The sequence below is a fragment of the Paracoccus sp. C2R09 genome, assembly GCF_018860625.1.
Taxonomy (GTDB): domain Bacteria; phylum Pseudomonadota; class Alphaproteobacteria; order Rhodobacterales; family Rhodobacteraceae; genus Paracoccus.
In genome coordinates this window covers 45,257-60,963 of record NZ_JAHKQB010000023.1, presented here as the reverse complement: position 1 = coordinate 60,963, position 15,707 = coordinate 45,257, and the positions used below count along the sequence as shown (strand labels likewise).

The 15,707-nt window shown below is 66.7% G+C and carries 12 protein-coding genes; 7 read left to right on the top strand and 5 right to left on the bottom strand.

Annotated elements, in window-relative coordinates:
- The first annotated feature begins 2 nt into the window (after positions 1 to 2).
- From nirB to KO490_RS08350, 5 genes are all read left to right on the top strand, one after another.
- A complete protein-coding gene (gene nirB / locus KO490_RS08370) occupies positions 3 to 2,438 on the top strand; it encodes a nitrite reductase large subunit NirB (protein ID WP_216018960.1) in 2,436 nt (811 codons plus the stop codon).
- Positions 2,435 to 2,761 (top strand): nitrite reductase small subunit NirD, encoded by a 327-nt coding sequence (gene nirD, locus KO490_RS08365; RefSeq protein ID WP_216018959.1) that lies wholly within the window; start codon positions 2,435 to 2,437, stop codon positions 2,759 to 2,761. The genes nirB and nirD overlap by 4 nt, the downstream gene beginning before the upstream one ends.
- Positions 2,758 to 5,370, top strand: coding sequence for a nitrate reductase (locus KO490_RS08360; RefSeq protein WP_216018958.1), 2,613 nt, complete (start codon positions 2,758 to 2,760; stop codon positions 5,368 to 5,370). The genes nirD and KO490_RS08360 overlap by 4 nt, the downstream gene beginning before the upstream one ends.
- Positions 5,371 to 5,635: 265 nt before the next feature.
- A complete protein-coding gene (locus KO490_RS08355; RefSeq protein ID WP_216018957.1) occupies positions 5,636 to 7,270 on the top strand; it encodes a sodium:solute symporter family protein in 1,635 nt (544 codons plus the stop codon).
- Positions 7,271 to 7,286: 16 nt separating this feature from the next.
- Complete coding sequence (locus tag KO490_RS08350; protein ID WP_216018956.1) at positions 7,287 to 7,418, top strand: putative transporter small subunit; 132 nt, start codon at positions 7,287 to 7,289, stop codon at positions 7,416 to 7,418.
- A 44-nt stretch (positions 7,419 to 7,462) separates the two neighbouring features.
- Here KO490_RS08350 and KO490_RS08345 read toward each other — a convergent pair whose 3' ends face one another.
- A complete protein-coding gene (locus KO490_RS08345; protein ID WP_216018955.1) occupies positions 7,463 to 7,948 on the bottom strand; it encodes a hypothetical protein in 486 nt (161 codons plus the stop codon).
- A gap of 175 nt (positions 7,949 to 8,123) precedes the next feature.
- On the opposite strand from KO490_RS08345, the gene KO490_RS08340 reads away from it, so the two are divergent.
- A complete protein-coding gene (locus KO490_RS08340) occupies positions 8,124 to 9,752 on the top strand; it encodes a thiamine pyrophosphate-binding protein (RefSeq protein ID WP_216018954.1) in 1,629 nt (542 codons plus the stop codon).
- Between the two features lies 1 nt (position 9,753).
- Entirely contained in the window at positions 9,754 to 10,968 is a 1,215-nt protein-coding gene (locus KO490_RS08335; protein WP_216018953.1) for a CaiB/BaiF CoA-transferase family protein, read from the top strand.
- Here KO490_RS08335 and KO490_RS08330 read toward each other — a convergent pair.
- The 4 genes from KO490_RS08330 to KO490_RS08315 all read right to left on the bottom strand — a co-directional run bounded on the left by KO490_RS08330 (position 10,950) and on the right by KO490_RS08315 (position 15,626).
- Positions 10,950 to 12,467, bottom strand: a complete 1,518-nt coding sequence (locus KO490_RS08330) for a glucan biosynthesis protein (protein ID WP_216018952.1) — start codon at positions 12,465 to 12,467, stop codon at positions 10,950 to 10,952. The two genes, KO490_RS08335 and KO490_RS08330, sit on opposite strands and share 19 nt — an antisense overlap.
- Positions 12,468 to 13,673 (bottom strand): OpgC family protein, encoded by a 1,206-nt coding sequence (locus tag KO490_RS08325; RefSeq protein ID WP_252727080.1) that lies wholly within the window; start codon positions 13,671 to 13,673, stop codon positions 12,468 to 12,470. It abuts the gene before it with no gap.
- 23 nt (positions 13,674 to 13,696) lie between these two features.
- A complete protein-coding gene (locus KO490_RS08320; RefSeq protein WP_216018951.1) occupies positions 13,697 to 15,049 on the bottom strand; it encodes a tetratricopeptide repeat protein in 1,353 nt (450 codons plus the stop codon).
- 61 nt (positions 15,050 to 15,110) lie between these two features.
- On the bottom strand, positions 15,111 to 15,626 hold the full coding sequence (locus KO490_RS08315; RefSeq protein ID WP_216018950.1) for a YHS domain-containing (seleno)protein: 516 nt from the start codon (positions 15,624 to 15,626) through the stop codon (positions 15,111 to 15,113).
- Positions 15,627 to 15,707 lie beyond the last annotated feature (81 nt).

Genomic DNA, 15,707 nt, shown 5'->3' with positions numbered 1-15,707 from the left:
ACATGGAAAAGCAGAAGATCGTCGTGATCGGCGCGGGCATGGCCTCGGGGCGCGTGCTGGAACATCTGACCGATGCTGCCCCGGACAGCTTCGAGATCACCCTCTTCAATGCCGAGCCGCGCGGGAACTACAACCGCATCATGCTGTCGCCGGTCCTGTCGGGCGACAAGACCTACGAGGAGATCGTCACCCATGACGATGCCTGGTACGCGGATCGCGGCATCGCCACCCGTTTCGGCGAAAAGGTCCTGCGCATCGACCGCGAGGCGCGCGTCGTGCATGGCGAACACGGCGCGGTGCCCTATGACCGGCTGATCATGGGCACGGGGTCCAATCCGTTCATCATTCCCCTGCCGGGGCACGATCTGGAAGGCGTCATCGCCTATCGCGACCTGGAAGATACGCAGCGCATGATGGCGATGGGCGCGGGCAAGCGCGTCGTCGTGATCGGCGGCGGGCTGCTGGGCCTCGAGGCGGCGGCGGGCATGGCCGCACGCGGTGCGCATGTGACCGTGGTCCATATCATGGGCCACCTGATGGAACGCCAGCTGGACGAGGCGGCGGGATACCTGCTGCGGAAATCCCTTGAAACCAAGGGGATCGAGGTCAGGCTTCAGGCCAATTCCAAGGAGATCGTGGGCCGGGACGGTCGCGTTGCGGCCCTGCGGCTGGATGACGGCACGGATCTGCCCTGCGATTTGCTGGTGATGGCCGTGGGCATCCGCCCCAACGTGGCGCTTGCCAAGGACAGCGGCCTGGCCGTCGGGCGCGGCATCCATGTGGACGACCAGATGCGGACCTCGGACGCGGATGTCTTCGCGGTGGGCGAATGCGTCGAACACCAGGGCGCGGTCTTCGGTCTGGTCGCGCCGCTCTACGATCAGGCGAAGGTCGTCGCGCAGACCCTTCTGGGGCAGGATGCGGCATTCGTGCAGAAATCGCTGTCGACCAAGCTGAAGGTCACCGGCTGCGATCTGTTCAGCGCGGGCGATTTCGCCGATGGCGAAGGGCGCGAGGATATCGTGTTCCGCGACCCGGCCCGCGGCATCTACAAGCGCCTGGTGATCGAGGGGGACCGCCTGATCGGTGCCGTCATGTATGGCGATACCGCCGACGGGAACTGGTTCTTCGGTCTCATCAAGGATGCGACGCCAATCGACGACATGCGCGAGACGCTGATCTTCGGGCCGGCCTTCCAGGGGGGTGCCTCGGCGGACCCTCTGTCAGCCGTTGCAGCATTGCCGCCTGAGGCGGAGATCTGCGGCTGCAACGGCATCTGCAAGGGCACGATCACCGATGCCATCGGCGCGGGCGCGCATGATCTGGACGCCCTGCGCGCGACCACCAAGGCCAGCGCATCCTGCGGCACCTGCACGGGGCTGGTCGAACAGCTTCTGCAGGTCACGCTTGGCGACGATTTCGCGATGCCGACCGCGAAGCCCGTCTGCGCCTGCACCGACCACACCCACGAGGACGTGCGCCGTCTGATCAAGACCATGCCGCTGAAATCGCAAGAGGCCGTGTGGCAGGAACTGGGCTGGAAGACCCGCAACGGCTGCCATGTCTGCCGGCCCGCGATCAACTTCTACCTGCTGGCCGACTGGCCGCTGGAATATCGCGACGATCCGCAGAGCCGCTTCATCAACGAAAGGAAGCACGCCAACATCCAGAAGGACGGCACCTTCAGCGTCGTTCCCCGCATGTGGGGCGGGCTGACCAACCCGACCGAGCTGCGCGCCATCGCCGATGCCGCCGAGAAGTACAACGTCCCGACCGTCAAGGTCACCGGCGGCCAGCGCATCGACCTGCTGGGCGTGCGGGGCGAGGATCTTCCCGCGATCTGGGCCGATCTGAACCGTGCGGGGCTGGTGTCCGGACACGCCTATTCCAAGGGGCTGCGGACGGTGAAGACCTGCGTGGGGACCGACCACTGCCGCTTCGGGACGCAGGACAGCACTGGCCTGGGCGTCCAGCTGGAAAAGCTGCTCTGGGGGTCGTGGACGCCGCACAAGGTCAAGCTGGGCGTCTCGGGCTGCCCGCGCAACTGCGCCGAGGCGACCTGCAAGGATGTGGGCATCGTCTGCGTGGACAGCGGATACCAGATCGGCGTCGGCGGGGCCGCAGGCATGGACCTGCGCGAGACCGAGCGCCTGCTGGACGTCCCGACCGAGGCCGAGGCCATCGAGGTGACGACCGCCTTCGTCCAGCTCTATCGCGAGAACGCGAAATACCTGGACCGGCCCTACAAGTGGATCGCGAAGGTGGGGCTGGACTGGGTGCGCGAACGGATCGAGGACCCGGTTGAACGTCGTCGTCTGATCGACGCGTTCGAATTGTCGCAAACCATCTATCGCAAGGATCCCTGGGCCGAACATGCCGCCACGCGCGCGGCGGAATACGCCCCGATCGCCGACCTGACACTGGAGGCTGCGGAATGAACTGGATCGATATCGGCGCCATCGATGACATCCCCCTGCGCGGATCACGCAAGCTGCGCACCCATATGGGCTGCGTCGCGGTCTTTCGCACGGACCTGAACGAGGTCTTCGCCACCGGCGGCAGCTGTCCGCACCGGCAGGGACCCCTGACCGAAGGCATCGTGCATGGCCGCTCGGTGACCTGCCCGCTGCACAACTGGGTCTTCGATCTGGAAACCGGGCAGGCGCGGGGCGAGGATGCAAGCATCGCGACCTATCCCGTCAGGGTCGAACAGGGCCGCATCCTGATCGACGCGACCCTTCTGCGCAGGGCCGCCGCATGAGCGGCGAGACGCGTTCCACCTGCCCCTATTGCGGGGTGGGCTGCGGGGCGCTGCTGCGCCCCGACGGCGCGGGGGGGCTGTCGGTCAGGGGCGATCCCGATCATCCGGCCAATCGCGGCAGGCTCTGTTCCAAGGGGTCTGCACTTGGCGAGACGGTCGGCACGGGGGGTCGCCTGACCGCGCCCGTCGTCAATGGGCGCGCGACGGATTGGGACGGCGCCCTGGATCACGTGGCAGAGAAGTTCCGCGACACGATCGACCGCCACGGCCCCGACAGCGTGGGCTTCTACGTCTCGGGGCAGATGCTGACCGAGGATTACTATGTCGCCAACAAGCTGATGAAGGGGTTCATCGGATCGGCCAATATCGACACGAACTCGCGGCTCTGCATGGCCTCGACCGTGGCGGGGCACAGGCGGGCCTTCGGGACCGACACGGTGCCCGGCACCTATGACGACCTGGAACAGGCCGATCTGGTGGTGCTGGTCGGATCGAACCTGGCGTGGTGTCATCCGGTCCTGCATCAGCGCCTGCTGGCCGCCAGGCAGGCGCGGGGCACGAAGATCGTCGTCATCGACCCGCGACGGACCGCCAGCTGCGATCAGGCCGACATGCATCTGGCGCTGGCGCCCGGCGCGGATGTCGCGGTCTTCAACCGGCTGCTGGCACGGATCGCGGATGCGGGCGCGCTGGACTGGAACTTCGCGGCGCGAACCGAAGGGCTGCCGCAGGCATTGGAAGCCGCCCGCGCCGACGAGGCCGATACCGGGCTGGATGCCGAACAGCTTGAAGCGTTCTGCGATCTCTGGATCCGGACCGAGCGTGTCGTGACCGTATTCAGCCAGGGCGTGAACCAGTCGACCTCGGGTGCGGACAAGGTGAACGCCATCCTGAACTGTCACCTTGCGACCGGGCGCATCGGCAGACCGGGCATGGGGCCGTTTTCGGTCACGGGGCAGCCGAACGCGATGGGCGGGCGCGAGGTCGGCGGGCTTGCGAACATGCTGGCCTGCCATCTGGATATCGAGAACGCTGACCACCGCCTTGCGGTGCGGGAATTCTGGCAAGCGCCGCGCATGGCGGATGCACCGGGGCTGAAGGCGGTGGACATGTTCCGCGCCGCGGGCGACGGTAGGATCAAGGCGCTGTGGATCATCCATACCAACCCCGCCGTGACCATGCCCGACGCAGGCGCCGTTCGCCGTGCCATCGCGGATTGCGACTTCGTCGTGGTCAGCGATGTGACGGGGGCCACGGATACCGCGCGGTTGGCCGACGTGCTGCTGCCCGCCACCGCCTGGGCCGAGAAGGATGGGACCGTTACCAATTCCGACCGGACGATTAGCCGTCAGCGCGCGGTGCTGCCCGCGCCGGGTCAGGCGCGACCGGACTGGTGGATGCTGGCCGAGGTCGGCCGCCGGATGGGCCATGGCGCGGCCTTCGATTACGACGGGCCTGCGCAGATCTTTCGCGAACATGCCGCATTGTCCGGGATCGCGGGTCGGTTCGGGCGCGATTTCGACATCTCGGGGCTTGCGGGAACGGATGACGCGGATTACGCGGCCTTCGCCCCGCAGCGCTGGCCCGTCACGGCGTCGCGCCAGGGCGGGCGCTTCTTCGCGGATGGGCGGTTCTTCCACCCTGACGGCAAGGCGCGGCTGCTGCCCGTGACCTGCCGGGGCCCGGCCGAACCGGTAACCCCCGATCTGCCGTTCCGCATGAACACGGGCCGCATCCGCGACCAGTGGCACACGATGACGCGCAGCGGGCTGTCCCCGCGCCTGTCCGCGCATCTGGCCGAACCTTTTGTCGAGATCCACCCCCGCGATGCCGCCGATCTGGGGATCGGAACCGCCGATCTGGTGCGCATCGCCAATCCCGGCGGGCGGGCGATCCTGCGGGCCAGGATCACCGATGCGGTGGCGCCGGGCCAGGTCTTCACGCCGATCCACTGGACGAACGAGACCGCGCCTTCGGCCCGGATCGACGCGCTCGTGCCGGCCTTCACCGATCCGGTTTCCGGCCAGCCCGAAAGCAAGGCGGCAACCGTCGCGCTGCAGCGTTTCGACGCGGCCTGGTACGGGTTCGCGGTATCTGCCCGCCCGTTCCGGCCCTCTCTGCCCTACTGGGCCATCGCCCGGACCCAGAATGGCCACCGTGCCGAACTTGCCGGGATGTTTAAGATCGACGACTGGGAGGCCGAGGCACGCGACATCTTCGGGCTGGAGGGCGAATACGTCGTCCTGCAGGACCGTGCGCGGGGCAGGGCGCGCATCGCGATCTTCGACCAGGGGCGGCTGATGGCCGCGCTGTTCGTTGCGCCCGAACCCGTGGCCGTGATGCGCGATTACCTGGCGACCCTGCCGGGTGCGGGTGCCGAGGACGTGCTGACGGGTCGACCGCCGGTCGGACGCGTCGATCCCGGACCGCTTCTGTGTTCCTGTTTCGGGGTGGGCGTCAATACCATCGTCACCGCCATCGAGGCGGGCGGCCTTGCCAGCGTCGAAGAGGTGGGCGCGGCCCTTCAGGCGGGCACGAATTGCGGGTCCTGCCGCCCCGAGATCGCATCGCTGCTGATGCGCGCACGGACGCCCTGCGCGGCGGAATAGGGCGGGTGCGCGGGGACATTTCCAAACTTTCCCCCTCAAGCACTTGTTATCCGGAAGGTTTGGAAATAGTTTCCGCGCACACAACCCCAGTGCGTTTTCGGTCGCGCGTGCCCTGCATGCGCCCGTGCAGCCATAGGCTGTGCATCCCCATGGCCGACGCACATATCCGTATCAGGCCACCGTCGTGGCATCCGCAACAATGCTGCAGCGCCTTCGCGCGCGGCATGGCTGCCGATGTCGCATGGCCAAACGACAGAAAGGCGCAATGCAACTCAACTCCCTAGGAACCCCGCTCATCCTGTCGCTGATGCTGTTCTTCTTCGGCGGCACCTTCCTGTTGTCGCTGACGATCGGGCGCAAGCGCGAGAACGCGGACAACTACATGACCGCCGGGAACCAGGTCGGTTTCGGCATTTCGGCGGCATCCATGACCGCCACCTGGATCTGGGCCGCCTCGCTCTATGCCTCGGCGACCTCGGGCTACACCTACGGCATCTCGGGGCCGATCCATTACGGTCTGTGGGGCGCGCTGATGATCCTGTTCATCTATCCCTTCGGTCGTCGCATCCGCAGCCTCGCCCCCGAGGCGCATACACTGGCCGAGATCCTGCACGCACGCCACGGACGCTCCAGCCAGCTGATCCTGGCCGGGTCGAACGTGCTGGGCAGCCTTCTCAGCCTGACATCGAACTTCATCGCGGGCGGTGCGCTGATCGCGATGCTGTCGCCCCTGTCCTTCAGTGCGGGCATCCTGATGATCGCGACGGGCGTGCTGCTCTATACCCTGTGGTCGGGTGTCCGGGCCTCGATCCTGACCGACTTCATCCAGGTCTGCGCGATGCTGGGCGCGGTCGTGATCATCGTGCCGGCGGTCTTCTTCGCGGCGGGCGGCCCCGAGATCTTCGTCAGCGGCGCGGTGAACCTGACGGCGTCGCAGCAGGACTTCTTCTCGTCCGAGGCGTTCTTCAACCAGGGCGCCCCCTATATCGCGGCGGTGCTGGCCTATGCCATCGGCAACCAGACCATCGCGCAGCGGCTGTTTGCCGTGCGCGAGGACAAGATCAAGCAGACCTTCGTCACCGCCACGATCGGGTATGGCGCGACGGTGATCGGCGTGGGCGTCATGGGCGTTCTGGCGCTGTATCTGGGCATTGACCCGGCCAATGGCGACACGAACAACCTGATCCCGCAACTGGCCTCGATCTATCTGGGACCGGTGCTTCTGTGCGTTTTCTTCGTGATGATCATCGGCTCGCTCGCCTCGACCGCGGACAGCGACCTTGCCGCCATGTCCTCGATCGTGATGACCGACATCTATGGCCGCAACATCGCGGGCGAGGGGGATGCCGATCCCCGCAAGATGCTCCTGATCGGGCGCATGACGATGATCGTCGCATCCGGTGCGGCGCTGTTCTTCGCCAGTGCGCAGTTCAACATCCTCGAACTGCTGGTGCTGGTCGGCGCCATCTGGGGCGCGCTGGTCTTTCCTGTAATCGCCAGCTTCTACTGGAGCCGCGTCAGCAACCGTGCCTTCACGGTGTCCGTGCTGGCGGCGCTGGCCGCGTTCTTTCCGGTGCGTTTCGGCTGGATCGCGCTGGAGGGCGGCGTCGCGGTCGTGACCGACATCCTGGGGGTGATCGGCGTGGGCGTCATCGCGGGGCTGATGATATTCGGCTTTCTCGGGGCGCGCGCGGGGATCATCGGCGGGGTCGTCGTGGCGGCCGCAGTTGCGCCCTTCGCCGTGGGCTTCCTGCATCTCTATCCCGTGCTGACGGCGTCGCTTCTGGCCTATGCGGTCAGCATGATCCTGTGCGTGGCGCTGTCCTTTGCCAATGATCACCATTTCGACTTCGACGCGATCGGGCGCAAGACCGGCAGCTTCGACAAGGTCGCATCCTGAAGGAAAGGAACACCACATGTCCCCCACCATCCTGACCATCTATGCCATGATCTGCCCCGTCGTCGTGGCCGTGGTGCTGTTCGTCCTGGTCCGCGCCTTCCTTGGGGAATGGCAAAAGGCCCGTGCCGAAGGGCGCACCATCATCTGACACTGCCGAAGGCGCCCCATGCGGGCGCCTTCAGCCGCTCCGGCTCAGCGTCGGTTCAGATATTCGAAGGTCAGCGCGGCGAAGATCGCATAGATCACATGCCCCACCAGCGCGACCCAGGTGATGCCCGTGAAGCCCAGGAAGAACGGCAGCCCGGCCACCGCCGTCACCCCGCCGATCGCGAAGACCCACAGCCCCGCCCCATAGGCGATTGCGGAAACGATCATCGGGATCGCGGGCGCCACGTGCTGCTGCAGGGGCCGGAAGACGAACAGCCAGCCGATCGGATAGGCCAGCAGCCCCACCAGGAACAGATGCATCAGGTGGCCCGCGGGCGCCCCGTTCGGCAGCCCGAGCGTTCCCAGAAGCGACCGCGCCAGTCCAACCGGCGCCAGGTTCGCAAATCCCAGCATCGGGCTGATCGCCTGCCCCCACAGGTCGAAGGCGACGGTCCCGACCGCCCCGCTTATCAGGATGGCCGCCAGCGTATCGGCGGTGATCGGCGGCAGGTTGGTGCGGGTATCGGTCATCTTGGGTCTCCGTTCATCTCTCTGTTGGCGGTTGCGTGTTCCAATTCCCTCGGCAAGGCCGCAAAGTTACGAAGGATCGCAGGACTTCACGGATTTGTCATCACGGACGCGAAAGAAAACCGGGGCTGTCCGCGAATGGAAGGCGAATGCAATCGGAAAGGCGAAGGAATGACGGATGGGGCATGATGACAACGGCATGGCGGCGGCGGACATTCTGGCAGGGCGGCTGTATCGCGCCGGCTGCCGCATCGCCTTCGGGATGCCGGGTGGCGAGGTTCTGGTGCTGATCGACGCGCTGGCCCGCGTGGGGATCGAGTTCGTGCTGGCCAAGCATGAGAATGCCGCGGGCTTCATGGCCGAAGGGGTCTATCACCGCACCGGAGCGCCCGCGCTTCTGGTCACCACGGTCGGTCCCGGTGCGTTGAATGCCGTCAACGTGGTCGAGAATGCGCGCCAGGACCGTGTGCCGATGATCGTGCTGACCGGGGCCATCGATACCGCCGAGGCCGCGACCTATACCCACCAGGTGCTGGAGCAGCGAGAGGTCTTCCGCCCCGTGACCAAGGCCAGCTTCACCTTCGATGCGGGCGCGGCGGCGGCGATTGCTGACAAGGCCGTGGCCATTGCCTGCGAGGGGCGTCCCGGCCCGGTCCATATCGACGTGCCGATCTCGGTCGCATCCGCGCCCGTTCAGGCCCGCCCGTCCCATGACCGCATTCCGGCCGCGCCGACCGTTCCGGCCGAAGGGGCGGATCTGGCGCAGGCACGCCGCTGGCTTGCCGATGCGGAACGCCCGATCGTCATCATGGGTCTGGATGCGATGAACCAGAATGCGGGCGCCGCGATCCGCGATTTCGCCCAGACCTTCGGCGCGCCCGTCATCTCGACCTACAAGGCCAAGGGCCTGATCCCCGAGGATCACCCCCTGTCGCTTGGTGCGGCGGGCCTATCGCCCAAGGCCGACCGGCTGCTGCTGCCCCTGCTGGCCGAGGCCGATCTGATCATCTGCGTGGGCTATGATCCGATCGAGATGCGGGTCGGATGGCGCGATCCCTGGGACCCCTCGCAGGTGCCGGTGATCGACATCACCGCCGCACCGAACCATCACTACATGCACCAGGCGCGCGTGAACTTCGTGGCCGATTGCGGGGCGACGCTGGCCGCGCTGGCGCTTGGGGTGACGCCCCGCGCCACATGGCCCGGAGATCGGATCGCACGGTTGCAGGACGATATGGCGACCGCCTTTCCGCGGGACGAGGAATGGGGCCCCGCCGCCATCGTCGACACTTGCATGACCAGCCTTCCCGACGGCACGCTGGCCACCGTCGACAGCGGGGCGCATCGCATCCTGCTGTCGCAGATGTGGCGCTGCACCGAGCCTCGTGGCCTGATGCAATCGTCGGGGCTGTGCACGATGGGTTGCGCGGTGCCCCTGGCCATCGGTGCCGCACTGGCCACGCCCGAGCGTCACGTTGTCTCGTTTTCCGGGGATGCGGGCTTCCTGATGGTGGCGGGCGAACTGGCCACCGCGGCAGAGCTGCGCACACCCGTCATCTTCGTCGTTTTCGTCGATGCCAGTCTTGCGCTGATCGACCTGAAGCAGCGGCAGATGGGGCTGACATCGAACGGTGTCGATTTCGACGGTCCCGACATCGCGGCCATCGGTCGGGCCTTCGGCGGGGCGGGGCATACCGTCCGCTGCCGCGCCGAACTGCGCGATGCGCTGAAAACGGCCATGGCCGAGACCCGCTTTACCGTCATCGCGGCGGTGATCGACCGGAAATCCTATGACGGGCGGCTGTGATATGACCGACAAGACGACGCCGATGGCGCTGGAGGGGCTGGTCGTGCTGGACCTGTCGCGCATCCTGGCCGGACCGACCGCGACGCAGCTTCTGGGGGATCTGGGTGCGACCGTCATCAAGATCGAAAACCCGCGGACCGGGGGAGACGACACGCGGGGGTGGGGTCCGCCCTATGCCACGCTGAAGGACGGCGGCACGGGCGATCTCAGCGCCTATTTCATGGCGGCCAACCGCAACAAGCGATCCGTCGCCGCCGATCTGGGGACCGAGGAAGGCCGCGCGTTGGTCGCGGCCCTTGCCGCCCGCGCCGATGTGGTGATCGAGAATTACAAGCCCGGCGGGCTTGTGAAATACGGGCTGGACCATGCCACCCTGCTGGCGCGGCATCCCGGCCTCGTCTACTGCTCGATCTCGGGGTTCGGCCAGACCGGGCCGAACCGGGACCAGCCGGGCTATGACCTGATGGCGCAGGGATATGGCGGCATCATGAGCCTGACGGGCGCGCCCGAAGGCCCGCCGATGAAGGTGGGCGTCGGCATCGCGGACGTGATGTGCGGGATGTATGCGACGGTGGGCATCCTTGCGGCGCTGCGCCACCGCGATCGCACGGGCGAGGGGCAGCATATCGACCTTGCGCTGGTCGATGCGCAGATGGCCTGGCTGATCAACGAAGGCACGAATTTCCTGACATCCGGCAGGTTGCCCGAAAGGCGCGGGAATGCCCATCCGAACATCGTGCCCTATGACGTGTTCGAGGCTTCGGACGGGCATGTCATCGTGGCGGTCGGAAACGATGCGCAATTCGCGCGGTTCTGCGACGTGCTGGGGGCAGGGCATCTGGCGGGCGATCCGGACTATGCCACGAACTCGGCCCGGCTGATCAATCGCGATGCGCTGCTGCCGGTGCTGCGCGAGTTGCTGGCAGCCAGATCCGTGGACTGGATCGTCGCGCAGTTGCAGGCGGTGAAGGTCCCTGTCGGTCCGATCAACGATCTGGCCCAGGCGCTCGGGTCCGATCAGGCGCAGGCGCGCGAGATGACCGTCCGGATGGACGCGCCCGAGACCGCGCAGGGGCATGTCCGGCTGCTGGGCAATCCGCTGAAGCTGTCGCGCACGCCCGTCACCTATCGCAGCGCGCCGCCGCGCTTCGGGGTGGATACGGATCCCATCCGGCGCGAACTGGGGCTGGACGAGGATCAGGACGTCCAGCGATAGAGCCAGGCCTCGCTCAGCGGGCGGTCGCCATCGCGCAGTTGCACGCGCAGTTCGGCCAACCCCGCACCGCCGGGGGTGAAGCGGAAGGCAAGGCGCGGCCCACCCGTATCCGGATTGCGCTGCAGAACGCCCTTGGTCGTGCTGCCCGCGCTGCTGCGGACCATGTGCCCGATCGCGGACAGATCGCCGGCAAGCGCGGGGTGCGGTTCGAAATCGACGGTGACGACGAAATCGTCGCCCTGCATGTGCCGCCCCATCCGGGTATTCGTCACCCGCGCCAGATCGCGCGCGGGGGCGGGGTCCGCGCCCCATGACATGCTGTATCCGAAGCTCAGCTCGTCGCTGGCCGCCAGGGGTCGGGCAGGGCGCCAATAGGCGACGATATTGTCATAGACCTCTCGGTCGGCGGGGATCTCGACCAGGGTCACGGACCCGCGGCCCCAATCGCCGTCGGGGGTGATCCACAGCCCCGGCCGCCGATGATAGAGCGCCTCCAGATCGGCGAAATCGCCGAAGGCCCGCGCGCGCTGCATCAGCCCGAAACCCTGCGGCCCGTCATCGAGAAAGGCCGAGATCTGCAATTCGCGCGGGTTGGACAGGGGCCGCCAAATTGCCTCGCCCGCGCCGTTATGGATCAGCAGGCCGTCGCTGTCATGGACCGCGGGCCTGAAATCCGAGAACCGCTCGCGCATCGTCTCGTCGAAGAGGAACATCGAGGTCAGTGGACCAAGCCCGACATGGCGCAGCTCGGCCCGCGCGAAAAGCCGGGCGGTGACATCCATCCGCAAGACCGCGCCGGGGCGGATGCGGAAGCTGTAGATGCCGGTCGCGCGCGGGCTGTCCAGCAGGGCGTGGATGACGGTGGTGTCGGCGCCCTTGGCGGGGCGCTCGATCCAGAAGGCGGTGAACTCGGGAAACTCCTCGCCCGTGGGTTCGGCGGTGTCGATGGCAAGACCGCGCGCCGACAGGCCGTAGATCTGCCCGGTGCCGATCCCCCGGAAATAGCTTGCGCCCTGAAAGACCGCGAATTCCTGGAATATGCCGGGCTTCTCGATCTCGGCCCGCAGGCGCAGCCCGGAATAGCCGAGCGTGTCGTCGATCGGCAGGTCGGGAAAGCGGTCGGTCCGGTCGAAGACGCCCATGTCGAACCGGACGGGGCGGGCGATCCCGTCCTCGACCACCGCGATATCGACCGGGCGGCGATAGAACAGGCCCGGCGGGAACAGGTCCACCTGGACGGGCGCCTGTCCGTCCCGCCACAGGGCGTTGCGCCCGTCGAACCAGATCATCCGGTACTGGTCATAGGAAAGGTCGCGCCATGGCTGCGGGATCTCTGGCCCGGGCGCATGGGGTTGCGTGGCCATCCGTCGCGCCCGGGCCAAAAGATCGTCCACCGAGAATGGCTGCCCGGCCCCGAACGTCAGGCCCGGTTCGTCCGCGCGGACCGGCGCGGCGGCAAAGGCGGCGGCCATGCCCATGATGACCGAACGACGATCCATTCAGGTCGCCCGCTTGCGCCATGGGTGGGATTTGAACCAGCCCGCGACATGGGCCACCAGGATCAGCAGCAGGATGCCCGTCAGGTTGACGACCAGCATGGTCCAGTTGCTGCGCCCCGCCTGATCCAGCGCGACCCCCATCAGCCGGGCCATGAACATCGACGCGATGAAGACCGCCAGCGATTGCTGCCCGACCTTCATGATCATCGCAAGGCATGCACGCCAGGCCCGGGTCAGCATCCCGTGTCCGCGCGGGGGCAGCAGGCGATGACCGGCCTCGCCCGCCGCGACCCAGGCCAGATAGGCGACAGCCAGGAAATGGACATAGCGCAGGATGCCGAAATCGCTCTTCTGGATCAGGGGGCGCCATTCCGAACGCCATGCGCCGATCTCGGGGACGGCGTTGATGATGCGGAAATAGGCGAAGGGCACGGTGATCAGCACGATGGCGGCAGCCGCAGCCACCAGCCGGCGGTCCACGGGGGGCTTCGGTATCCAACCCGCCGAGAATGCGAAGCCCGTGAAGAAGATCAGCTGCCAGCCGAGGGGGTTGAAGAACCACTGGCGGTCCGACCACGGCTCGGCCGGAAGGTTCACGTCACCGATATTCGCGATCAGCCACAGCCCCGCGACCAGCACCAGCGCCAGCAGCCGTGAGATGCCCGCCAGCCAGATGACCAGCGGCATCAGCGCCAGGAGGACAAGATACATCGGCAGGATGTCGAAATAGTTCGGGACATAGAACAACCCCAGCAGCGCGGGCAGGTTCGTCAGCGGGTCGTTGAAGAACGGATGCAGGTTCAGCGATCCGACATAGTCCCTCTCGAACGTGCCAAGCCCGTTCAGCATGGCCATGGTCGCCGCGATCGCCATGAACAGACCGATATGTGCCCAGTAGACCTGCCAGATGCGAAATCCGACCCGCGCCGTGCCCAGGGCCATTCCGCGCTGTTCGAACAGCCGACCGAAGGCGATGGCGGATGCCGCGCCCGAACAGAACACGAAGGCCTCGGTCGCATCCGAGAAGCCGAAGCGTGCCGGGATCCACAGCGTCAGCCAGTTCGAGGGCACATGCGCGATGAGGATGATGAACATGTTGATGCCGCGGAAGAAATCCAGCCGCGGATCACGGGCGGCGGTGACGGCGGGGGCCACCTTGGCGGCGGGCAGCCGCCCGGCCTGGGCGATGTCTGGGGCCATGGTCATGCGCTGTGTGGTTCTTTCCGATCTTACGCCGAGGCGCGACGCATCGCGACGCTCAGCTGTTCCATGCGGGCGGCGGCAAAGGCATCCTCGATCCCGCCCCGAAGCGCGGTGCGCTTGCGGATCAGGGCCTCGGTCTCGGACAGATAGCCCGCGCGCATTCCTGCGTCGATGGTGATCCGCTCGAACACGTCGCGTTGGGCATGGCTGCCGCCGACGGTCTGCATCCGGGGCTGCGCCTGGACAAGGTTGCGGAAGGCCGCGCCGTATTGCCCCTCGCCATAGGCCGCCAGCCCCTCGGCGGCTGTCAGGCCGGGTTCGGCGATGATGCGCAGGGTTTCCGTCTCGGGGTCGGCGGCATTGCGGTGGAACCGCTCCAGCATGGTCTGGGTGGCCTCGGTCCGGTTCTCGCGCGTCAGGGCCATCATGTAATGCAGGTCCGCGAAGGCCGCGCAGGCATCGCTTGCGCGTTTTTCGGCCAGGTCCGCCAGTTCCTGCCAGCGGTCGCCCACATGCACGCCCTCCAGTTCCAGGCGCATCAGCAAAGAGCTGGCATTCGAGAAGTCGCGGTAATCGTCGGTCCGGTCGTGACGGATCTCGGTATCATAGAGCTGGACGACCTTTTCCAGCTCTCCGCGGTCCAGATGCAGCAGCGCCTTGTGCCACCAGACGTGATAGCGGAAATTGTTGCAATGCAGCCAGCTGCCCGCGTTTTCCTCGATCAGGGCGATGCCGCGTTCGGGCTGGTGGGTCATGTCATAGACATGGGCGACGGCATGCAGCCCCCATGCATCGTCGGGTGCCGATTGCAGCCCGCGAAGTCCTGCCGCTTCGGCGGCCGCATATTCGCCGGTTTCTTCAAGCGTGAAGGCATGGCAGCCGTGGACGAAGCCGCGCAGCGGGTGGTCGTCGCCATGCGCATTCAGGACCCTCTCGATCGAGCGGCGCATTCCATGGTTATCGCCCAGAACGAAGCGAATGGCATGGGACATCTTGGCGGACAGAGTATCGCGGGGGTTGTCCATCAGCGCCTCCTCCATCAGCGCGATGGCCCCCGAGGGGCGTCCGGCCAGCCACGCGGACAACGCCCGGCACCAGAGGCGTTCGCGAAGCGGTGCCTGCCCTTGGGCCAGCGCCCGTTCCGCGACGGCCAGCGCGTCGCGCGCGACCACGGTCAGTTCGCTCCGCCCCAGCATCAGGCTGAACAGCCCCTTGGCCGCATGGCCCATCGCAAAGCCCGGCTCCAGCTCCAGCACCTTGCCCAGATGAAGTGGGGTCTGACTGCCATGGGCCATAAAGGCGCGGATGGTGGCGTTCCATTCCGCAAGGGCGGTCGGGTCGGTGATGCTGACGCTGGCGTCGCAGATATCGGTATTCATCGATGGGCTGTCCTTGTCGTGAAGGATGCGGCACCCGCCGGGCGGCGGATGCCCTGTCGCGTCAGTTGGGGACGGTCGCCGTAAAGCCGGGGATCCTGTCGTTCGAGGCCGTGTCGCCCTCCAATTCGCCCCATTCGTCCTCGGCCAGGGTGATATAGCCGGGGATATCCCGTTCCCAGGTTCTTACCACCCGCGGCGTGATGTTCAGATAGAGCTTGCCATCCACGATGCGCCACAGGTTCGGGTTGCCCGGAACCTTGCCACCCTTGGCGACACCATAGGCGCAGTGCCCGTCATACTGGGGGGCGAATGCCTCGGGGTCGGCCAGAAACCGGTCCCTGTTCGCAGCCGAGGCAAAGGCGAAGACCGCGTCGTTATACCTTGCGGTGAACTGCTTCAGCCCCTTGGACGGGGCGGGCTGCGCGCCGCCGGGTTCGGCCTGCGGCAAGTCGTGATAGGATACGACATCGTATCCCGAGACCGCATAGCCGGTGCCATCCACATATTGCTCGCCCGCAAGGGCGCCGGTTGCCAGCGCCAACGAGAGCGCGGTCGCAGAGATCAGGGGTCGAAACATCGTCATCCTCCAGCACGAACCATGGTGTCCGTTTCGCCAGAGGGTGATGAAGCGTTACGAAGATCACGGTTTCGTGAACGC